This window comes from Lentzea roselyniae, from assembly GCF_039537795.1.
Lineage (GTDB): Bacteria > Actinomycetota > Actinomycetes > Mycobacteriales > Pseudonocardiaceae > Lentzea > Lentzea atacamensis.
The window spans coordinates 1-19,466 of record NZ_BAABBE010000039.1; the positions used below are offsets into that span (position 1 = coordinate 1).

Annotated in this window: 20 protein-coding genes and 3 pseudogenes; 11 read left to right on the forward strand and 12 right to left on the reverse strand. The window is 68.3% G+C overall.

Annotated features, from left to right (window positions below):
• The coding region (locus ABFX45_RS40245; protein WP_346136083.1) for an IS701 family transposase at positions 1 to 869 on the forward strand (869 nt) is incomplete at its 5' end.
• Positions 870 to 1,038: 169 nt separating this feature from the next.
• Here the strand turns inward: ABFX45_RS40245 and ABFX45_RS40250 are convergent.
• A complete protein-coding gene (locus tag ABFX45_RS40250) occupies positions 1,039 to 1,452 on the reverse strand; it encodes a PPOX class F420-dependent oxidoreductase (RefSeq protein WP_109640952.1) in 414 nt (137 codons plus the stop codon).
• 102 nt (positions 1,453 to 1,554) lie between these two features.
• On the opposite strand from ABFX45_RS40250, the gene ABFX45_RS40255 reads away from it, so the two are divergent.
• The gene (locus ABFX45_RS40255; protein WP_346136085.1) at positions 1,555 to 2,247 is read left to right on the forward strand and encodes an SDR family NAD(P)-dependent oxidoreductase; all 693 of its coding nucleotides are present in this window, start codon (positions 1,555 to 1,557) and stop codon (positions 2,245 to 2,247) included.
• Complete coding sequence (locus tag ABFX45_RS40260) at positions 2,247 to 3,038, forward strand: helix-turn-helix transcriptional regulator (RefSeq protein WP_346136150.1); 792 nt, start codon at positions 2,247 to 2,249, stop codon at positions 3,036 to 3,038. Before ABFX45_RS40255 ends, ABFX45_RS40260 begins: the two co-directional genes overlap by 1 nt.
• A gap of 250 nt (positions 3,039 to 3,288) precedes the next feature.
• Here ABFX45_RS40260 and rnhA read toward each other — a convergent pair.
• The 4 genes and pseudogenes from rnhA to ABFX45_RS46675 form a co-directional block, all read right to left on the reverse strand.
• A pseudogene (rnhA, locus tag ABFX45_RS40265) lies at positions 3,289 to 3,726 on the reverse strand (ribonuclease HI); the annotation flags it as partial.
• Positions 3,727 to 3,737: 11 nt separating this feature from the next.
• Positions 3,738 to 4,121 (reverse strand): DUF1801 domain-containing protein, encoded by a 384-nt coding sequence (locus ABFX45_RS40270; RefSeq protein ID WP_346136087.1) that lies wholly within the window; start codon positions 4,119 to 4,121, stop codon positions 3,738 to 3,740.
• 49 nt (positions 4,122 to 4,170) lie between these two features.
• Positions 4,171 to 4,821 (reverse strand): hypothetical protein, encoded by a 651-nt coding sequence (locus ABFX45_RS40275; protein WP_233440147.1) that lies wholly within the window; start codon positions 4,819 to 4,821, stop codon positions 4,171 to 4,173.
• 79 nt (positions 4,822 to 4,900) lie between these two features.
• Entirely contained in the window at positions 4,901 to 5,848 is a 948-nt protein-coding gene (locus ABFX45_RS46675) for an amidase (protein ID WP_428834285.1), read from the reverse strand.
• Between the two features lie 10 nt (positions 5,849 to 5,858).
• On the opposite strand from ABFX45_RS46675, the gene ABFX45_RS40290 reads away from it, so the two are divergent.
• Positions 5,859 to 6,446 (forward strand): DUF7711 family protein, encoded by a 588-nt coding sequence (locus tag ABFX45_RS40290; RefSeq protein ID WP_346136090.1) that lies wholly within the window; start codon positions 5,859 to 5,861, stop codon positions 6,444 to 6,446.
• Positions 6,447 to 6,510: 64 nt separating this feature from the next.
• On the opposite strand, the pseudogene ABFX45_RS40295 reads toward ABFX45_RS40290, so the two are convergent.
• Positions 6,511 to 6,698 (reverse strand): annotated as a pseudogene (locus ABFX45_RS40295) (MBL fold metallo-hydrolase); the annotation flags it as partial.
• A gap of 64 nt (positions 6,699 to 6,762) precedes the next feature.
• Between ABFX45_RS40295 and ABFX45_RS40300 the strand changes: the two are divergent.
• Positions 6,763 to 7,041, forward strand: coding sequence for a type II toxin-antitoxin system Phd/YefM family antitoxin (locus ABFX45_RS40300; protein WP_346136092.1), 279 nt, complete (start codon positions 6,763 to 6,765; stop codon positions 7,039 to 7,041).
• Positions 7,034 to 7,438 (forward strand): type II toxin-antitoxin system VapC family toxin, encoded by a 405-nt coding sequence (locus tag ABFX45_RS40305; RefSeq protein ID WP_109640945.1) that lies wholly within the window; start codon positions 7,034 to 7,036, stop codon positions 7,436 to 7,438. Before ABFX45_RS40300 ends, ABFX45_RS40305 begins: the two co-directional genes overlap by 8 nt.
• 48 nt (positions 7,439 to 7,486) lie before the next feature.
• Here ABFX45_RS40305 and ABFX45_RS40310 read toward each other — a convergent pair whose 3' ends face one another.
• Complete coding sequence (locus ABFX45_RS40310) at positions 7,487 to 8,164, reverse strand: MBL fold metallo-hydrolase (RefSeq protein WP_346136093.1); 678 nt, start codon at positions 8,162 to 8,164, stop codon at positions 7,487 to 7,489.
• 139 nt (positions 8,165 to 8,303) lie between these two features.
• Here ABFX45_RS40310 and ABFX45_RS40315 point away from each other — a divergent pair.
• A pseudogene (locus ABFX45_RS40315) lies at positions 8,304 to 9,263 on the forward strand (acyltransferase family protein); the annotation flags it as partial.
• Between the two features lie 47 nt (positions 9,264 to 9,310).
• Here the strand turns inward: ABFX45_RS40315 and ABFX45_RS40320 are convergent.
• Positions 9,311 to 10,063, reverse strand: coding sequence for a maleylpyruvate isomerase family mycothiol-dependent enzyme (locus tag ABFX45_RS40320; protein ID WP_346136095.1), 753 nt, complete (start codon positions 10,061 to 10,063; stop codon positions 9,311 to 9,313).
• Positions 10,064 to 10,289: 226 nt separating this feature from the next.
• Here ABFX45_RS40320 and uvrA point away from each other — a divergent pair, with 226 nt between their 5' ends.
• The gene (gene uvrA / locus ABFX45_RS40325; RefSeq protein WP_346136097.1) at positions 10,290 to 13,169 is read left to right on the forward strand and encodes an excinuclease ABC subunit UvrA; all 2,880 of its coding nucleotides are present in this window, start codon (positions 10,290 to 10,292) and stop codon (positions 13,167 to 13,169) included.
• Between the two features lie 128 nt (positions 13,170 to 13,297).
• The gene (locus tag ABFX45_RS40330; RefSeq protein ID WP_109641064.1) at positions 13,298 to 13,759 is read left to right on the forward strand and encodes an SRPBCC family protein; all 462 of its coding nucleotides are present in this window, start codon (positions 13,298 to 13,300) and stop codon (positions 13,757 to 13,759) included.
• A gap of 3 nt (positions 13,760 to 13,762) precedes the next feature.
• On the opposite strand, the gene ABFX45_RS40335 is transcribed toward ABFX45_RS40330, so the two are convergent.
• From ABFX45_RS40335 to ABFX45_RS40350, 4 genes are read right to left on the reverse strand one after another with little or no spacing between them, the layout of a single operon-like run.
• Positions 13,763 to 14,959, reverse strand: coding sequence for a vWA domain-containing protein (locus ABFX45_RS40335; RefSeq protein ID WP_346136100.1), 1,197 nt, complete (start codon positions 14,957 to 14,959; stop codon positions 13,763 to 13,765).
• Positions 14,956 to 16,131, reverse strand: a complete 1,176-nt coding sequence (locus ABFX45_RS40340) for a VWA domain-containing protein (RefSeq protein ID WP_346136102.1) — start codon at positions 16,129 to 16,131, stop codon at positions 14,956 to 14,958. Before ABFX45_RS40340 ends, ABFX45_RS40335 begins: the two co-directional genes overlap by 4 nt.
• Before the next feature lie 2 nt (positions 16,132 to 16,133).
• Positions 16,134 to 16,325, reverse strand: coding sequence for a hypothetical protein (locus ABFX45_RS40345; RefSeq protein WP_346136104.1), 192 nt, complete (start codon positions 16,323 to 16,325; stop codon positions 16,134 to 16,136).
• 35 nt (positions 16,326 to 16,360) lie between these two features.
• On the reverse strand, positions 16,361 to 16,957 hold the full coding sequence (locus ABFX45_RS40350) for a TetR/AcrR family transcriptional regulator (RefSeq protein WP_346136106.1): 597 nt from the start codon (positions 16,955 to 16,957) through the stop codon (positions 16,361 to 16,363).
• Between the two features lie 74 nt (positions 16,958 to 17,031).
• Here ABFX45_RS40350 and ABFX45_RS40355 point away from each other — a divergent pair, with 74 nt between their 5' ends.
• Together ABFX45_RS40355 and ABFX45_RS40360 are read left to right on the forward strand one after the other, a co-directional pair.
• Positions 17,032 to 18,207 (forward strand): FAD-dependent oxidoreductase, encoded by a 1,176-nt coding sequence (locus ABFX45_RS40355; RefSeq protein ID WP_346136108.1) that lies wholly within the window; start codon positions 17,032 to 17,034, stop codon positions 18,205 to 18,207.
• A gap of 67 nt (positions 18,208 to 18,274) precedes the next feature.
• The gene (locus tag ABFX45_RS40360; RefSeq protein ID WP_346136109.1) at positions 18,275 to 19,432 is read left to right on the forward strand and encodes a hypothetical protein; all 1,158 of its coding nucleotides are present in this window, start codon (positions 18,275 to 18,277) and stop codon (positions 19,430 to 19,432) included.
• Positions 19,433 to 19,466 lie beyond the last annotated feature (34 nt).

The following is a 19,466-nucleotide window of genomic DNA, read 5'->3' on the forward strand; positions in this document are numbered from 1 at the left end:
ATCTCGGGCATGAGCAGGCGGTACTGGTCGCGGACGAGACCGGGTTCCTGAAGAAGGGAGTCAAGTCCGCCGGGGTGCAACGGCAGTACTCCGGCACCGCCGGGCGGATCGAGAACTGCCAGCTCGGGGTGTTCCTGGTCTACGCCTCCCCGCACGGGCGGGCGCTGATCGACCGCGAGCTCTACCTGCCCAAGGTCAGCTGGTGCGCTGACCGGGACCGATGCCGGGAGGCCGGGATCGACGACGAGGTCGAGTTCGCGACCAAGCCGGAACTGGCCCGGCTCATGCTCGAACGGGCCGTGGACGCGGGGGTGCCGTTCTCCTGGTTCACCGCCGACGAGGCCTACGGCCAGAACCCCGGCCTGCGGTCCTGGCTGGAACAACGGGGTATCGCCTACGTCATGGCGATTCCCTGCAAGCAGGAGCTCCCCACGTCCGCGGGAAAACGACGGGCCGACACACTGGCCAGGCTCGTACCGAAGACAGCCTGGCAACGCCGCTCCTGCGGCGACGGCGCCAAGGGACCACGGCTGTATGACTGGGCACTGGTCGACGCCGGCGAACACCACAGTCTGCTGATCCGCCGCTCGCTCACCCCCAACGCCAAGGGCATCCGTGAGCTGGCCTACTTCCTCTGCCACACACCGAATCCGGTCCCGCTGGACGTGCTGGTCCAGGTCGCCGGGACCCGGTGGGCAGTCGAAGAATGCTTCCAAGCGGCCAAGAACGAGGTCGGCCTGGACCACTACCAGGTCCGCCGCTACGGCGCCTGGTACCGGCACATCACCCTCGCGATGCTCGCCCACGCCTTCCTCGCGGTCACCGCAAGGACACAAAAGGGGGCTCTGCAGACCCCGATGACGGCCTGATCCCGTTGAGCGTCAACGAGATCAGGCGCCTGCACGCCGCCCTGACCTTCACCCCGCACCCGCGTTCACACACCGAGGCCTGGTCACACTGGCGACGACGCCACCAACACCGCGCCCGGCAATGCCACTACCAGCGACGACTCAAAGATCACGGCCTGCGGCTGTAGTACTAGGAGGCCCAGGGGCCGACGCCGGTCACGCGGTCGATCTTGATGCGCGTGATGAAGCCGGGCGGCGGGTTGTCGAAGGGCGGGAACTTCACGTCCGGGCCGAGGTAGGTGTGCGCGAGGCGTTGGAGCAGCTCCGGCGCCCCGCCCTCGGTGATGCGGGCGGTGCCGTAGATGACCAGGTACTCCTGCAGGCCCATGTCGTTGATGTTCGGGGTTTCCAGGGAGAGCACCACGCGGCTGTCGTTGCGGATGTTGCGGACCTTCTGGTGTTCGGAGAGGTGACCGGAGACGATCTCGTCGCCGTCCAGGCCCACCCAGACGATGGTGACCTGGGGTGCGCCGTCCTGGCCCAGCGTCACGAGGTGGGCGAGAGCGTTGGACTCCAGCACCGCCCTGGCGGATTCGGGAAGCATGCCGGCGACGCTACGCCGGTTCGCGCGGGTCAGCCTGGTCTTGGCAGACCTGGGAAACGGCGGGTCTGGTTCGGGGACGCTGCGGGCTGGAGTCTCGGAGCCGTGAAGACGTTTCTGATCACGGGTGGCGGTAGCGGCATCGGCCTGGCGACGGCGCGGGTGCTGGTCGAGGACGGTGCGCGGGTCGTGGTGGCCGGGCGTTCGCCGGAGCGGTTGGCGGTGGCGTGTCAGGAGCTCGGTGTTGAGACCGTGGTCGCGGACGTGTCGAAGGTGGCCGACGTCGAGGCGTTGATGGAGCAGGCCGGGGAGGTGGACGGGGTCTTCGCGAACGCGGGGATCGGGGTGTTCCGGGAGTTCGGGAAGGTCACCGAGGAGGACGTGGACCTGGTCCTCGCCACGAACTTCAAGGGCGTGTACTTCACGGTGCAGCGGGCGCGGTTGAAGCCGGGGGCGTCGGTGGTGATCAACGCGTCGTGGACGGTGCATCGCGGGCTGTCCGGCGCGTCGCTCTACGCGGCCAGCAAGGCTGCGGTGCACAGCTTGGCGCGGACTCTCGGGGCCGAGCTGCCCGGGGTTCGGGTCAACACGGTGAGTCCCGGGTACATCGCGACGGACATGTTCCGCGACAACGTCGTCGACGACGAGCCGTACCGGCGGCAGGTGGCGATGGGGCGGCTGGGGGAGCCGGAGGACGTGGCGCACGTCGTGGCGTTCCTGCTGTCGGAGCGTGCGGGGTATGTGACGGGGCAGGACTTCGTCGTGGACGGCGGACTGGTCGGAGCGATCCCGGCATGATGGGAGCCGTGAGCGAGTTGGGGGAGTTCCTGCGGGCTCGTCGTGCGGTGCTGGACCCGCCCGAGCGGGCTTCGCGCAGGCGGGTGCCGGGGCTGCGGCGTGAGGAGCTGGCGCAGCTGGCCGGGATCAGCGTTGACTACTACACGCGCATGGAGCAGGGACGCGCGTCCAACGCGTCCGACTCGATCCTGGACGCGCTGGCCCAGGCGCTCGGGCTGGACAGCGCTGAGCGCGCGCATCTTTACCGGCTGGCGCGGCCCGCTCGGGTGGAGGCGCCGCCGGAGGAGGTGCGGCCGGCGTTGCGGTGGTTGCTCGACGCGCTGCAGGGCGTGCCAGCGATGGTCCTCGGGCGGCGGCTCGACGTGCTCGCCTGGAACCCGCTGGCCGCGGCGCTCGTGACGGACTTCCGCGAGCAGCCGAACATGGTGCGGTACATGTTCACCGACCCGGCCGCGCGGGAGCTCTACCCCGGCTGGACGGACTGCGCGCGTGAGAACGTCGGCTACCTGCGGGCGGACTACGGCATGCACCCGGACGACCCGGCGCTGCTCGCGCTGGTCGAGGAGATGTCCGAGGCGTCGCCGTTGTTCCGCGCGCTGTGGGCGGAGCATCCGGTGCGCGCGCGAGAGCCCATGTTCAAGCGCATGAACCACCCGCAGCTGGGGCCGCTCGAACTGGCCGTGGAGACGCTGACCTCGGACGCGGGGCAGGCGTTGGTGACCTACGTGGCCGCGCCTGGTAGCCCGTCGGAGGAAGCGTTGCGGCTGCTGGCTTCTCTCGCCGTCACGTGAACAGCTCCAGTGCGTCCTGGTGGTACTCGCACCGGCCGCCGCCGGTCGCGATCGTGCAGGGCGTGCCCTTCTTCGTGACGGCACCGCACTGCAACGCCGGGTCGTGCACGTGACACAGTCCGTTCGCCCCAGCGGTGATCGGACACGGCGTGCCCTTCTTCGTGGGCGCGCCACACGGTTCGCCGCTCAGCTCGCGCGGTTGCTTCTGCTTGGCCGCTTTCTTCGGTTTTGCCTGGGGCTGCGTGATCTCCCGCCCCGTCACCTCCTCCACGCCGCGCACGGCCAGCCTGTCCGCGCGCTCGTTCTCCGGGTGGCCCGCATGGCCTTTCACCCAATGCCACTCCACCTCGTGCCTGTTGGCAGCTTCTTCCAGGCGGCGCCACAGGTCGGCGTTCTTGACCGGCTCACGTGCCTTCGTGAGCCAGCCGTTCGCCTTCCACCCGTGCACCCATGAGGTGATGCCGTTGCGGACGTACGTGCTGTCCGTGTAGAGCCTCACGGTGGATGGTCGCGTGAGGCTCTCCAACGCCACGATGGGCGCCATCAGTTCCATGCGGTTGTTCGTAGTAGGGCCGATGTCACCGCCGTACATGTCCTTTTCGTGCTCGCCGTAACGCAACACGGCACCCCAGCCACCCGGACCGGGATTGGGGCTGCACGCACCGTCGGTGTAGATCTCGACCTCCATGCGCCAGGAGATTACCGACGGGGCCCGACACTCCTCCGCCGACGGTTGTTGGCGATGATGCGGCGGAACATCTCGACCAGAGCCGGCCCGTTGATGGGCTGGTCGCGGTACACGGAGATCATGCGCGCCGTCTTGTTCGCGTGGCCGCTCGTGATGATGTTCTCCGGGTCCGGCACGATTGCCTTGTCGTAGAGGAACACGTTCACGTGGTCCTTGGTGCCGAGCAACGCGCAGATGTTGCCGTCCAGCACGAAGTACGGCCGGTTGGTGAACTTGATCGTCTCCTCGACGCCGGGGTCGGCCTCGTGGACGAGCCTGCGGACCTCGCGGCAGATGTCCTGTTGCCAGTCCGGCAGCCCGGCGATGTAGTCGTCAACGCGCGGATCGGTGCTCATAGCCCTGTGTCGCAGCCGATCGTCGGTTCTCTACATGGTGCCGGAAGGTCTAGCGCGGCAGCCAGCTGGCCATGTCGGCCACCGCGTCCAGCGTCTCGCCGCTGACCTGCCCGGATGCGGTCTCGGCCTCGGCGATCACCACGGTGCTGCCGGACGGCCGGGACTGGTAGTGCAGGCCGGTGAAGCGGATGTCCGCCAGGCCGAGCAGAGGGGCCCCGAGCGGGGTGATGTCACCGGTGCCGTGCACGTCGATCAGCTTCTTGAACTCGCCGGCGTCGCGGCGGTTCCGGAAGCCGACGTGGGCCACGGACACGACCGCGACGTTGCCCCGGTCGTCGCCGATCGCGAACAGCGTGCGGTCGAGCGACCGGCACGGGTTGCGCACGAAGTGGTCCCGCACCTGGCCGAACGAATGCGACACGCACTCCAGCGCCGGCTTGGCGGTGCGTTTCAGGGTGCGCATGTTCAGCTGCCGCCACGCGCCGTCCGCGTCCCCTTTGCGGGCGGCCTTCCCGCCCTCGGACTTCGCTCTCGTCAGGTTCGTCCCGACGGCGTCCACGGCAGTCGCACCACCTCCGGCCGACAGACCTCCGCTGCCCGCCGCGACGGACACCGCCAGCACGCCCGCCGCCACCACCGCGCCCGCCTTGCCCGCGCCGGGATCCGATCCGCCGCCCTTGCCGCCGATTCGTCGCGCCATCCGTGGCCTCCTCGAGCGACGAGGAGACCGCACGTGGTGTGGCGCGCGAGGTGGATTGGGGTCAAACCACCCGATCGGCTCAGTTCGCGAAGGGTGCGACCCCGACCGCACCGGAGATCAAGCGCGCCGCCGCCACCAGGTCGGCTTCCCGTCCGTGCCGCGCCACGGCCTGCAGCCCGACCGGCAGGCCGCAGGAGTCGAAACCCGCCGGGATGCTGATCGCCGGATGCCCGCTGAGGTTGAACGCCCACGTCAGTGAGGTGTTGATCCGCGTACCCGGCCCGTCGTGCCCGTGCGGCGGACCGGGCGTTGCCGGGGTGAGCAGCAGGTCGGTGCTCTCGAACAGCTCGTCCAGCGCGGGATTCGGGCCGCAGCGGTTCGCGAACCAGTCCTCGGCGGGGTCCGGCAGCACCAGGTCCACGGGGCGCGGACGCAGCTTCGCCGCCGCCTGCCAGGCGATCTCGGCCTGTTCCGCGTCCACCGAGGCGAAACCGAGGTCAGGTGACCAGACCGCGGTCGGCGAGCCGACTTCCGACGTGCCCAGGTAGGCCGCGAGCAGGTCGGGGTCGCGGGTGAACACCCCGACCGCAGCCCTTTCCGCGGAAGTGGTCTTCAGGCCGAACACCCCGCACCACGCCGCCGGGATGCGGATCGAGCCCGCCCCGTCGACGCCCGTGGCCAGCGGCACGACCCCTGAAGCCACGGCCACGGCAGACCCGGCGGACGAGCCTCCGGGCGTCCGGTCGAGGTTCCACGGGTTGCGTGTGACGCCGCGAGAGTTGCGGCCCCACGTCTGCCACGGGGTGCTGCCATCGGGCGTGGTTGTCAGGCCGATGGGGACGCAACCGAGAGCCATCAACGACTCGCGGTGGCTGCGGCGCTCGCCGCGCTTCACCGCGATGGGCAGACCGGCCAGCGGCAACGAGGGATCCACCGGAGCGAAGGAGCGGAAGACCTCGTGGAACGCACACAGCACCGGTTCCACGCGATCCAGCCGGGCCAAGGCCGCACGAACCAGGTCAGGCATGATCCACCTCGTGAAATGGACTCGCGCTGTGCACCACCTGGCTGAGCTCGCGGAGAAGTGCGGTGAGCTGCCTGCCTCGTTCTTCCGGTTCCAGGTGGTCGAGCTGTGGGTCTTCGGTGGCCTGCTCGACGTGCCGAAGGATCTCGACGTCATCGAGGTCGCCCTGGTGACGGACCTGCCGGTGGACGAGGTGCCGTGGCTCAGCGAGCCGGTCGGGGCCGAGCACTGGGCGAACTCCATGCGGTTGTCGCGCAACCCGTTCGAGGCGGTGTGGCGGTCGAAGGACGCACCGGTGTGGAACCACCGCGTCGAGCGGCCCGCGCTGATCTGGAGTGCCGCGGACGGCATCATCGAGGAAGCCCTTGTGGCGGTGAGCGACGGCACGGCCGAGCTCGTGCGTCAGGCCGCGCCGTCGCCGGAGGAACTCCGACGGCGGGTCGAGGACGAGCTGGAGGTGAGCTTGCGGGCGTTGCGCCGGGCGAACCGGGACTACACCGACCGACGCTGGAGTCCCGGCAAGCTCACCCCGTACTCGGACGCGCTGTGGCGCACGACCACCGGCTACCTCGACCTGCTGGACGCACAGGCTCACGCCTAGCGGGGAAACGTTCACCGAGGAGCCGCCCACGTCGCCGGTAGACGGCCCCGCTCGGCCGAGCTGACCAGCCGCGGGCGCGCCACTCCGCGAGGGACGGGCGTTCCTTGCCCAGCGTCGAGTCGTCGCCGTGGCCCGGGTAGAACCAGGTGTCGTCGGCAAGACGGCGAACAGGCGGTCCTCCACGTCGTTGATCAGGGACGCGAAGTTGTCCGGGGACGTGGTCTTTCCCACTCCCCCCGGAAAGAGTGAATCACGCCAGCGGTGAACAAGTCCAGCTGCTGTAGCGTGGTGTGCTACGCGGGGCTACACTTGGGATGTGAAGGTCATCAGTCAGCGGGAGTTCCGCAACCACTCCGCCGCCGTCATGGACGCGGTGGAGGCGGGCGAGACATACCACGTGACGCGCAATGGTGTTGAGATTGCCGAACTTCGGCCCTTGCCTCGTCGTCGTCGGCTGACGGCCGAAGAGCTTGTCGAACGCCACAGGACTCTGCCTCGGGTCGACCATGCTCGCATGCGTCAGGAAGCCGATGAGTTCTTCGGCGATGAAGACCGCGTGGGCGACTTCGACCCGTGGGAGCGCAGTCGTGACTGAGCGCCCCGAGTCCGGAGTGCTCGACACGTGTGCGTACATCGACCTCGGCCTGTTGGATCCGGCGGCGCTGCCGGAGGTGCCGGAGCTCACAGCGATCACGATGGCTGAGTTGCATCAAGGTGTGGCGATGGCCAAGGACGCCGCATCCAGGGCTGCTCGCACCGAGAAACTCGGTGCAGCGATCGTCGACTTCGAACCACTGCCATTCGATGCTCAAGCGGCCGCCCGGTACGGCACGCTGGTGGCGCTGACGATGGCGGCGAATCGAAATCCGAAACCCCGGCGGATGGACCTGATGATCGCCGCCGTCGCGTCATCGCGAGGAATACCGCTCTACACGCGTAACGCCGATGACTTCAAAGGGCTCGACGGCATGGTCACGATCATCGAAGTCTGATTGTGACCGAGGAAGCCCGCGGTGACCGGCCCCCTCGGTCGGCCGAGCTCACCAGCCGCGGGCGCGCCACTCCGCGAGCGACGGGCGTTCCTTGCCCAGCGTCGAGTCGTCGCCGTGGCCCGGGTAGAACCAGGTGTCGTCGGGCAGGACGGCGAACAGGCGGTCCTCCACGTCGTTGATCAGGGACGCGAAGTTGTCCGGGGACGGGGTCTTTCCCACACCCCCCGGAAAGAGTGAATCTCCGGTGAAGAGGTGCGGGTGGCCGGCCGGGTCGTCGTAGAGGACGGCGATCGAGCCGGGGGTGTGGCCGCGCAGGTGGATGATCGAGAGAGGGACTTCGCCCACGTTGATGGTGTCGCCGTGGTCCACCAGGACGTCCGGCGGGACCGGGAGGACGGAGGCGTCGAGCTCGTGGGCGACGGTGTTCGAACCGTGGGCGCCGGCCAGGGCGCCCAGCGCCTGCCAGTGATCGGCGTGCTGGTGGGTCGTCACGATCGTGCGCAGGCGGGGGCGGTTCGGGATGTGGCCGAGCAGGTCGGACAGGCGCTCGTAGTCGTTGGCCGCGTCGATGAGCAACGCCTCGTTCGTGGACCGGCAAACAAGCAGGTAGGCGTTGTTGTCCATCGGTCCGACGGAGATCTTCGTGATGGTCAGCGCGTCCAGGGTGCGGCGGGCCGCGGGGCCGTCCGGCTCGACGTGTCCGGTGTAGTTCTCGAGTACGTCCACGGTGGCAGACGGTAGTCGCTCGAAGCGGTGCAACGCACACCTTCAGGTTGCGTACAGGTCGCACTCATAGGGTAGTAAAGGATCACCGCCGACCCGCCGATTACTCCGAAAGCACCAAACGGACAGGTCCCCGCCTCTCGTGATTCCAGCGCAACGGCACAAGCCCCGGACGGCCCGCAGGGTCAGCTGGGACGTCCTCCGGGTCGTCGCCATCGGGTGTGTGCTGCTCCACCACGCCACGCTCACCAGCGTCAGCAGCCACCCCGACCTCGGGCCGCTGCCGTTCCGCTTCCCGATGTCGATGGGCGCCAGCACGTTGATGGTCGTCTCGGCCTTCTTCGCCTGCGCCTCGCTCGACAGCGGCAAGCCGGGGCAGTTCCTGTGGAGAAGACTCGCGCGCCTGCTGCCGGCGTACATGGCGGCCGTGCTGCTGACATATGCCGTGCAGCGGTGGATCGCACCCGAGGGGTGGAGCCAGCTCGACGGCAGAGACGTCGTCTACAACCTGCTGCTGGTCAACCAGTGGTTCCCCGACGTCGACATCGTCGACTTCGCGTACTGGACCGTGCCGGTGCAGATCGCGGCGTTCATCGCCGGGGCCGTGCTCGTGAAACACATGCGCGGCAAGAAGCTCCGGTTCTTCCTGTGGGCGCTCATCGTCACGCCGCTGCTGCTGCGGCCGTTGCTCGACCACTCGCACACGCTCTTCGTGATCTACAACGGTTTCGCGCTGCACCGGGCGCAGCTGTTCGCCGCCGGAATCGCGATCTGGCTGTGGCACAAGCACCGGATGAGCACCCCGCACCTGGTCGCTCTCCTCACCGCCACGTTGGTGGCTCAGGCGATTCACACGACCGAGTACGGTTCGACGCTCGGCTTCGCTGTTCTGCTACTCCTGGTGTGCGCCGCGGCGGCCGGCCCCGACTGGGTGTTCTTCGCGCCGGTCGCCAGGCCCGTCACCTGGCTCGCCGGCATCTCGTACGGGGTGTACCTCGTGCACCAGCAGATCGGCACCGTGGTGATGGACCGCATGCACGCCGTTGGGCTGCGGTCCTGGTGGCTGCTCGCCGGGTTCCTCACCTCGGCCGTGGTGCTGGGCTGGCTGATGACGAAGTTCGTCGAGCGGCCCGCGTACCGGTTGCTGACTCAGATCCAGTCGGGCAGCTCCGGCAGCTCACCGCGCAGGCCGGTGCCGTCGGTCCTGCCGGTCAGCCAGCCCAGGACGGCGCTGGCGGACCCGCTGACCGAGCTGCGGCTGGCCGGGCCGCTGACGGTCCAGATGCGCTGACCGCCCTCCGGCAGGTCGACCTCGATGCTGAACGGGTCGACCCTGCCCTCGAACTGCTTCACGGCGTCGTCGAGCAACTCCGCCACGAACTCCGCGGGCAGGTCGTCGAACCCGACGCCGCAGTTCAGGTCGACGAGGTGGATCCAGACCTCGCGCAGCCGGAACAAAGGCACGACCGACGCCGCGATCGTGGTGCCGCTGGGTGCGATGACCTCGGAACGCCACGCGTGCGCCGGCATGTCGCGGCACGCGGCGTCGAAGCGCAGGCACGCTGAGTCGAGATCGGCCTTGATCAGCTGCAGGAGCCGTCGCGAGCCCTCCTCGATGTCCGCGTCGCGGTCCGTGCGTGACGTGTAGGCCTGGTGCTCGACCCCGGTTCGCGCCCAGGTGAGCAGGTTCACCAGCGCGTCCGCGTTGCGCGCGAGGTGGGTGAGGACGTGTCCGCGGGTCCATCCGGGCAGCAGGCTCTGACCGCGCACGGCGGCCTGGTCCAGCTCCTCGACGACCTCGTACAGCACGTCCGTCGCCTGGCGCACCGCGTTGATGTGCCGGTCCGGCACTCTTCGCGGTGCCGGTACGGAGGTGTGCTGCGTGGACGGCGTGTAGGTCATGTGTGCTGCCTCTCCCCGACGTTGAGGCTCTGATCGAAGTGACCAGCCTAGGAGTAAAGCCTGCTCAGGGGAATGCGTCGGCGGCCAGAACCGTTTTTGTCAGGGGTGGGACCTAGCATGGTCGGCGGGTCGGTCGCAGCCTCCGAATTGATGCTAGTACGCTTCGAACGCTTGTTCGGAAGAGTGCGGCGTGAGTGGCCCGCCGATCGCAGCCGAAGGGACCCCAGTGGCAGACCGTCTTGTCGTTCGCGGCGCCCGCGAGCACAACCTGCGCAGCGTGGATCTCGACCTGCCGCGGGACAGCCTCATCGTCTTCACGGGGCTGTCCGGCTCCGGCAAGTCGAGCCTCGCGTTCGACACGATCTTCGCCGAGGGGCAGCGCCGCTACGTCGAGTCGCTCTCGGCGTACGCGCGCCAGTTCCTCGGTCAGATGGACAAACCGGACGTCGACTTCATCGAGGGCCTGTCGCCCGCGGTGTCGATCGACCAGAAGTCCACGAGCCGCAACCCGCGCTCGACCGTCGGCACGATCACCGAGGTCTACGACTACCTGCGCCTGCTCTACGCGCGCGCCGGCAAGCCGCACTGCCCGCAGTGCGGCGAGGCGATCGGCAAGCAGACGCCGCAGGAGATCGTCGACCAGGTGCTCGCGATGGAGCAGGGCACCAAGTTCCAGGTCCTCGCGCCGGTCATCCGCGGCCGCAAGGGCGAGTACGTCGACCTCTTCCAGAACCTGCAGGGGCAGGGCTACTCGCGCGCGAAGGTCGACGGGGTCGTCTACGCGCTCGCCGACGTGCCCAAGCTCAAGAAGCAGGAGAAGCACCACATCGCGGTGGTGATCGACCGGCTCACCGTGAAGGCGTCGTCCAAGCAGCGCCTCACCGACTCGGTCGAGACCGCGCTGCGCCTGGCGGACGGTCTGGTCGAGCTGGAGTTCGTCGACCTGCCGGAGACGGACCCGAAGCGGATCAGGGGCTTCTCCGAGAACCTGGCGTGCCCCAACGGCCACCCGCTCGCGATCGAGGACCTGGAGCCTCGCTCGTTCTCCTTCAACTCGCCGTACGGCGCGTGCACGGTCTGCACGGGCATCGGTGTGCGCAAGGAGGTCGACCCGGAGCTCGTGGTCCCGGACGACGAGCTGAGCCTCGAAGAGGGCGCCATCGCGCCGTGGGCCGGCGGGCAGACCGCCGAGTACTTCACGCGCCTGCTGCAGTCGCTCGGCGAGACCATCGGCTTCCGGATGGACCAGCAGTGGCGGCTGCTGCCCGCCAAGGCGCAGAAGGCGATCCTGCACGGCATCGACGAGCAGGTGCACGTCCGCTACCGCAACCGCTACGGCCGCGAGCGCTCCTACTACGCCAACTACGAGGGCGTGATCCCGTTCCTCGAGCGGCGCCAGGAGCAGACCGAGTCCGAGTACATGCGGGAGAAGTACGAGGGCTACATGCGCGAGGTCCCGTGCCCCGCGTGTGCCGGCACCCGCCTCAAGCCCGAGATCCTCGCGGTCACGCTGCACCACGGCAAGAAGGGCGACAAGTCCATCGCCGAGGTCTGCGCGATGAGCGTCGCGGAGTGCTCCGACTTCCTCGACGGCCTCAAGCTCGGCAAGCGCGAGTCGATGATCGCGGGCGCGGTGCTCAAGGAGATCCAGGCCCGCCTGCACTTCCTGCTCGACGTCGGTCTCGACTACCTGTCGCTCGACCGCGCGTCCGGCACGCTGTCCGGCGGTGAGGCCCAGCGCATCCGGCTCGCCACGCAGATCGGTTCGGGTCTCGTGGGCGTGCTGTACGTGCTGGACGAGCCGTCGATCGGCCTGCACCAGCGCGACAACCACCGGCTGATCGAGACGCTGACCAGGCTGCGCGACCTCGGCAACACGCTGATCGTCGTCGAGCACGACGAGGACACGATCCGCACGTCGGACTGGGTCGTCGACATCGGTCCCGGCGCCGGCGAGCACGGCGGCAAGGTCGTGCACAGCGGCCCGTACAAGAAGCTCCTGCAGAACAAGGACTCGATCACCGGCGCGTACCTGTCGGGGCGCAAGCAGATCGCGATGCCCGCCAAGCGCCGCAAGATCGACAAGAAGCGGCAGCTGACCGTCGTCGGCGCCCGCGAGCACAACCTGCGCGGCATCGACGTGTCGTTCCCCCTCGGCACGCTCACGGCGGTGACGGGCGTGTCCGGCTCGGGCAAGTCGACGCTGGTCAACGACATCCTCGCCACGGTGCTCGCGAACAAGCTCAACGGCGCGCGCCAGGTGCCCGGCAGGCACACCCGGATCAAGGGCCTGGACCAGGTCGACAAGCTGGTGCGGGTCGACCAGTCGCCGATCGGCCGCACGCCGCGGTCGAACCCGGCCACCTACACCGGCGTGTTCGACCACGTCCGCAAGCTCTTCGCGGCCACCACCGAGGCGAAGGTCCGCGGCTACCAGCCGGGCCGCTTCTCGTTCAACGTCAAGGGCGGTCGCTGCGAGGCGTGCGCGGGCGACGGCACCATCAAGATCGAGATGAACTTCCTCCCGGACGTCTACGTCCCCTGTGAGGTGTGCAAGGGCGCGCGGTACAACCGCGAGACGCTCGAGGTGCACTACAAGGGCAAGACGATCTCCGAGGTCCTCGACATGCCGATCGAGGAAGCGGCCACGTTCTTCGAGCCGATCAACGCCATCCACCGGCACCTGCGCACGCTGGTCGACGTCGGCCTCGGCTACGTCCGGCTGGGCCAGCCCGCGCCGACGCTGTCCGGTGGTGAGGCGCAGCGCGTGAAGCTCGCGTCGGAGCTGCAGAAGCGGTCGACCGGCAAGACGGTCTACATCCTCGACGAACCCACGACGGGCCTGCACTTCGAGGACATCCGCAAGCTGCTGGGCGTGATCAACGGCCTGGTGGACAAGGGAAACACCGTCATCGTCATCGAGCACAACCTCGACGTCATCAAGACCTCCGACTGGATCGTCGACATGGGGCCGGAAGGCGGCTCCGGCGGCGGCATGGTCGTCGCGGAGGGCACCCCCGAACAGGTCTCCGAGGTCGAGAAGAGCTACACGGGCCAGTTCCTGCTGCAGGTGCTCGGTGACGAGGACGTGTCGGCGGCGGGGTGATCGTTCGGCGTCAACCGGTTGTCCTAATGAGACGCTGGCCCGCATGACACGTTGTGAGGAATTGGCGATCGGTGTGAGTTCTGCCGAGAACCTGTCACTCGAACGAGCTATCCGGGATGATGTCGGCCGTGTCACTCAACCGCTACCGGTTCCGCAGCGTGTGGCACGTCTGCGCGTCTCCGGCAGCCGTGTACGACGTGCTGTCCGACATCGCGAACTACCCGAAGTGGTGGCCGGAGGTGCGGTCGGCGACGAAGATCGACGACGAGTCCGGCGTGCTCCGCTGCCGCGCGTTCCTGCCGTTCGACCTCGTCGTGCAGGTGCGGCACAGCATCGCCAACCAGCAGGCCGGGCTGTTGCGCGCGTCTTTGTCCGGTGATCTCGAAGGCTTCGCGAGCTGGGAGATCATCGGCCGGGACGGCGGCACCGACCTGGTGTTCGACCAGGAGGTCGTGGTCAACAAGCCCTTGTTGCGGCGGCTGGTGCTTATCGCCAAGCCGTTCTTCCGCGGCAACCACGACCTGATGATGCGCGGCGGCCTCAAAGGACTGAAGCAGGTCCTCGCCGACCGCGCGGCCAGCGAGTCCTAGCCGTCACCACTGGTAGTCGCCGATCTGAATCAGGGCGCGGTCGCTCTTCCTGCCGCACTTGAGCGGGACCTGGGAGTGCGCCAGGCCGTCCTCGTAAGGCCATGAGCAGGACCACTCGCCGTAGGTCCAGAACAGGCCTTGTCCCTGTGCCTGCTGGGCGTTGATCGCGGCGTTGTAGCGGTCGGCGATGTCGATCGCGGCCGGGCAGTCGACCCAGCCTTCCAGAACGGTGATCTTGCTTTCGCCGTCACGGCAGACGACCGGGTCGAAGTTGCACCTGAAGTCCCACTTCTGCCACACGTCCTTCGGCACCTGACCGCACGGCAGGTCTGTTCCCGCCACCACGTACTGCCACGTGTCGTCCTTGAACTCGAAGACGGCGATCAGATCGTCGCTGAACCGCTGTTCGTTGTTCGCCTTCGCCAGCAGGTACCGGTCCTGCTCGCACTTGATGTCGAAGTACCGAGCTCCGTCCACCTGGGGCTTGTGCGCGGCCAGCAGCACTTCCGGGGTCGCTGCGTCGCACGGCGAGGTCTTGACCTCCTTCGCCACCAGGTCGGCGGGGACGGAGACCTCCTTCATCGTGGTGACGAGCTCTGCGGAGTTCTTGGTGAGGCGCGGTTGCTGTGCGTCGGCCGCAGCCGCGATCTCGTTGAGGACCTTGACCTGGTCCCGGTTCAGCTTGTGGCCGACGAACCGGAAGTCGATCTTCACGCCGGTCTTCGCGATGTGCTCCTTGATGATCGCGCGCACCTCCTCGGCGCTCTTGCCGCACGCGTCGGCGCCACCTCGCGCGATCACCACCACGCGGTTCGTCTTGTCACCGCGGAACGGATAGGTGCGCGCGAAGTCGTCGATCGTCGCGAGGATGCCGCTGAGCAGCGTCGCCTTGCCACTGGGCGTGATCGCGCGCGCCGCGGCACTGATCTCCGCCGCCTGGCCGGTGCCCGGTGGGACGAGTTCGGCGGTGTTCCCGGCATCGCAGGCACCACCAAAACGGCGCAGTGCCAGGGAGTCGTCGGCGGACATGTTCGAGGCGGCGGTACCGACGGCGTCGGCAACCTCGCCGAAGTCGGCCGACTCGGACGCGTCGACCAGGAACGTCGTGCGGTGATCGGGCGGCAACAGGATCCACAGGCCTCCGGAGACCAGCCCCAGCACCACCACGACAGCACCTGCCACCAGCAACCAGCGTTTCACCGCGTTCCCCCTGGACCCTGCGCGCGCAGCGATGTCAGCGCGTTCGTCATCTCCCGCGCCACGGCGTTGTAGCCGTCGGCGGCCTTGGTGTAGACGGAGAGCGGCTCCGCCAGGTTCCGCCCCGAACGAGCCGAAGTCAGCAACGCGTCGGCTGCCTCGATCACCGACGCCTGCAGGGAGCGCAGCCGGACCGCGAGGTCCCGCAGCCGCACCGCTTCCGCCGAGCTGGTGCGGCCGTCCAGGTCCTTGATCTCGATGTCGACGACGGCGTCGCGGGCCTCGGCCAGCGCGTTGTCCGCCAGGTCGAACCGGCCGTTCTTGAGAGCCTCGGAAGCGGAGTTCAGTTTGTCCACGGTCGGGTTCAGCACGTTGACGACCGACTGCGACGACCGCAGCACCGGTTCGATGGTCGCGAACCAGGCGAGCGCGCGGCTCAGCTCCTCCGGCGAGTTCGTGAACGTCGGCTCCTGCGACTTGAGCTGCGCGGTCAGCTCTTTCAGCCGTTCGCCGTCGTCGAGGACCTGGTAGCCGATGAACCGGAACTCGATGGTCAGCCCGGCGGCCGCGACCCGGTCCCGGATCTGGGCCTGGACGAACTCGTCGTCGGGGTCGCACGCGTCCTTGCCGTGCCTCGTCACGACGATGATCCTGTTGACCTGCTTGGCTTTCAGCGACATCGGCGTGGTGAAGTCACCGACCGCCTCGACGATTCCGCGCTGCAGCGTCGCTTTCGAGCCCTGCCGCACCGATCGCGCGGCCTCGGCGATCTCCTGCCGGTTGCCGGTGCCGAACCCGACGAGCTGCGTCGTGTTGTCCTCGCTGCCGCAGTCGCCGCCGAAACTGCGCAACGACTGGGAGTCGTGCTCACCGGAGTTGCCGACGACCGTCGTCAGCGCGTTCGTGACGCTCGCGAGGTCACCTTCGGCCGCGTCGATCAGGAACGTCGTCTTGTAGATGGGCGCGAACATCGGGACGATCCACCGCACGGCCACGAATCCGCTGCCCACGACCAGCACACCGGCGAGCACGACGATCAGCAGCCGCCGCACGGCAGGAGGCAGGGCGATCCAGAAGGTGTTCTTCTGGACGGTGTGGTCGCCGACCGAAATGCCTTGCGCACCACGGAGGTCGATGGACACCGGCTCCCCGCCGGGCGGTGGTTCGACCCTCATGGTCAGCCGAAGTTGTTGGTCTGGCTCGCGTTGTCTCCGACGACGACGCCCTTCGCGTCGCTCAGGTCCACCGAGTACTTGGGGTTGCGGTCCGGCTCTTCTTCGAGCTTCTCGTGCGCGTTCTTGATCGCGGCGGACGTCGAGGGCGACAGCCCGTCTCCCCCTGTCGACGCGGAAAGCCTGATCTCGTCCATGAATCGCAGGGTAGCGAGTTCGGGTGCAAAAGAAATCAGGTTCGGCCGGACAGGTGCCGCACCAGCAACGCCAGCTGGGCCGCGTACTTCTCGGCGAACTCACGAGTCCCCGGGTCCTCGCCGGTGATCTGGCGCGCGGTCTGCCGCAGGGTCAGCGGTGCCGCGGCGGCCGCCATCAGTGTCAGCAGCAACAGCCCGGGGTCGAGGTCCGCGGGGAGCTCGCCGGCGGCCTGCCGGTCGCGCAGCTGGTCGACCTGGGCGCGCAGGAACTCCTGGTCGGTGGACGGGCTGTCATCCGCCAGGTTCGACCACGCCCACACCCGGCCGTGATCGGTGAGCGTGGTCGCCACGAAGCTCGCCAGCACCGCGTCCAGCGGCTGCTCCTGGCTCGCCATCTCGGCGGCGGTGCCGTGCCAGCTCGTCGCGAGTTCCTTGTACAGGCCCTCTTTGCCGCCGAAGTAGTACGAGATCAGCTGCTTGTTCACGCCCGCGCGCGCCGCGATGTCCGACGTGCGCGCGGCCGCGTAGCCCTTCGCGCCGAACTCCACCGCGGCCGCCTCGATGATGCGGGCCCGCGTGCGTTCCGGGTCGCGCTTGCGCTCCGAGGCGCTGGGAGAGCGGCGTTGATCCACCGCCACACGGTAGCCGACCGTCCGTTATCAACCAATGGATTGACTTAATCAACCAAGCGGTTGAAACTTGGGGCATGAGAATCGCGGTGATCGGTGGAGGAATCGGCGGGCTGTGCCTGGCGCACGGGTTGCGCAAGGCCGGTGTGGACGTGGCGGTGTACGAGCGCGATCGGTCGCGCACGGACCGCCTGCAGGGCTATCGGGTGCACATCAACCCGCACGGAGCCGCGGCTCTGCGGGAATGCCTGCCCGCGGCGAACTGGGAGAGGTTCGAGCGGAGTGCCGGAAGTGGCGGCAACGGGTTCGGGTTCCTGACGGAGCAGCTCAAGCCGTTGCTGCTGCTCGATCCCGAGGCGGAACAGCACTACTCGGCGAGCCGGATCACGCTCAGGCAGGTGTTGCTCGACGGCCTGGACGTGCGGTTCGGCAAGCGGTTCGAGCGGTACGAGCAGGGCGACGACATCACGCTGCACTTCGAGGACGGCACCACCGCGTCGTGCGACGTGCTGGTGGGTGCGGACGGGATCCGGTCGCGGGTGCGCAAGCAGTACCTCCCGCACGCGGGCACCGAGGAGGTCGGTGTCACGGCGATCGCGGGGAAGCTGTTCCTCGACGAGAACGCCCGGGTGCCGTCGGAACTGGTCGTCCGGGCGAACTCGATCATCCCGACGGGTCGCGCGGGGATGTTCCTGGCCGCCCACGACGGGCTCGGCGTCACCGACCACCCGGACGACCCGTTGTTCGACAACGCACGTCCCTACCTGATGTGGGCCTACGCGGCAGCGGGCATGACCGTCCACGATGGACTCGACCTGCAACGTGAGGTGCTGGGGAGGATCTCGCGGTGGAGCCCGGAGCTGCAGCGGATCGTGGCGGCCTCACCGGTCGAGACGATCAGCGAGTGGCGCATCAGGTCCTCTAGGGCGATCGACCGCTGGCAGCCAACGAACGTCACGTTGCTCGGCGACGCCATCCACGCGATGACGCCGATGAGGGGAGCCGGGGCGAACATCGCCTTGCGGGACGCGCAGTTGCTCGCACGCTGCATCGCCGAGGGTGGCGACGCCATCGCCCGGTACGAGCAGGAGATGTACGACTACGGGTTCGCGGCGGTCCGCGACTCGCTGCGGGCGGCGAAGCAGTTCGCGGACGGCAGCCCGGTGGTGCGGACGATCTTCAAGACCGTCCTGAGGACCGCGAGTGCGGTCCCCGCGCTGAAGCGCGCGATGTTCGCTGGTCAGGGGGACTGAAAAAATTTGAACCGACCGGGCGCTCTGTACGTGTGAGTGGCGTTGGAGGGCACGAGCCGGGAGGTTCATGATGATCCGCAAGACGGTTGCGGTCGTCGCACTGGGGTTGATCTCGCTGACCGCCTGCGCCGGCACGCCGGAGAGCAAGCCGGTCGCACAGCAGCAGGAGAACGTCGTGGCGCTCGGCGTCGCGGAGATCGACGACCTCGGGCCGGTGGTCACCGACGTCAAGGGTTTCACGCTCTACCGCTTCGACGGCGACAAGCCTGGTGAGTCCACTTGCGACGGTGAATGTGCCGCGACCTGGCCTCCCGCCACGGTTGCCGACGAGAACTTCACGGTGAACGGCGTGGACGAGGCGCTCGTCGGCACGATCGTCCGCAAGGACGGCAGCCGTCAGCTGACCGTCGACGGCCTGCCGCAGTACCGGTTCGCCAAGGACGGCAAGCCGGGCGAGACCAAGGGCCAGGGCCTGCAGGGCAAGTGGTTCGCCACCGGCAAGAACGGCGAACGCACCCGGTTGGCCGCCCGCACCGGTGTGATCGCTGGTCTCGGCGCGGTGCTGACCAACGACGCCGGCCTCACGCTCTACCGGTTCGACGGCGACAAGCCGGGTGAGTCCACTTGCGACGGTGGGTGCGCCGCGACCTGGCCGCCGGTGTCCGTGGAGGGTGACCAGCCGCGCGTGAAGGGCGTCGACCCGAAGCTGCTCGGCACGATCACCCGCGCGGACGGCAAGAAGCAGCTCACCGTCGCGAACTGGCCGCAGTACACGTTCAAGAACGACACCAAGCCCGGTGAGGCCAAGGGGATCGCGGTGCCGAAGTGGTTCGCCACCGCCACCGACGGCAAGAAGGCTCAGCAGAACAAGGCGATCGCACTCACCAGCGCGACCGTCAAGGACCTGGGCGTCGTCGCCACCGACGCCGACGGCATGACGCTCTACCGGTTCGACGACGACTCCGCGAACCCGCCCGCGAGCAACTGCTCCGGCGAGTGTGCGGTGCAGTGGCCGCCCGCTTTCGTCAGCGAGGGTTTCCAGGTGCAGGGCGTGGATCCCTCGATCGTGGGGACGATTGAGCGGGACGGGAAGAAACAGCTCACCATCGCAGGATCGCCGCAGTACCTCTTCTCAGGTGACAAGGTCTGCGGCGAAGCCATCGGGCAGGGCGTTGGCGGCAAGTGGTGGGCTACCAAGGCCGACGGAAGTCGTGCCGGCCAGTAAGGGGAAGAGCCCCGGCGGGATCCTTCCCGCCGGG

Excerpts from the sequence above, each read along its gene's own strand:
- ABFX45_RS40250 (WP_109640952.1), bottom strand. The coding sequence starts at position 1,452 with ATGCTTCCCGAATCCGCCAGGGCGGTGCTGGAGTCCAACGCTCTCGCC.
- ABFX45_RS40260 (WP_346136150.1), top strand. The coding sequence starts at position 2,247 with ATGGGAGCCGTGAGCGAGTTGGGGGAGTTCCTGCGGGCTCGTCGTGCG.
- ABFX45_RS40270 (WP_346136087.1), bottom strand. The coding sequence starts at position 4,121 with ATGAGCACCGATCCGCGCGTTGACGACTACATCGCCGGGCTGCCGGAC.
- ABFX45_RS40275 (WP_233440147.1), bottom strand. The coding sequence starts at position 4,821 with ATGGCGCGACGAATCGGCGGCAAGGGCGGCGGATCGGATCCCGGCGCG.
- ABFX45_RS46675 (WP_428834285.1), bottom strand. The coding sequence starts at position 5,848 with ATGCCTGACCTGGTTCGTGCGGCCTTGGCCCGGCTGGATCGCGTGGAA.
- ABFX45_RS40320 (WP_346136095.1), bottom strand. The coding sequence starts at position 10,063 with ATGACCTACACGCCGTCCACGCAGCACACCTCCGTACCGGCACCGCGA.
- ABFX45_RS40340 (WP_346136102.1), bottom strand. The coding sequence starts at position 16,131 with ATGAGGGTCGAACCACCGCCCGGCGGGGAGCCGGTGTCCATCGACCTC.
- ABFX45_RS40345 (WP_346136104.1), bottom strand. The coding sequence starts at position 16,325 with ATGGACGAGATCAGGCTTTCCGCGTCGACAGGGGGAGACGGGCTGTCG.
- ABFX45_RS40355 (WP_346136108.1), top strand. The coding sequence starts at position 17,032 with ATGAGAATCGCGGTGATCGGTGGAGGAATCGGCGGGCTGTGCCTGGCG.
- ABFX45_RS40360 (WP_346136109.1), top strand. The coding sequence starts at position 18,275 with ATGATGATCCGCAAGACGGTTGCGGTCGTCGCACTGGGGTTGATCTCG.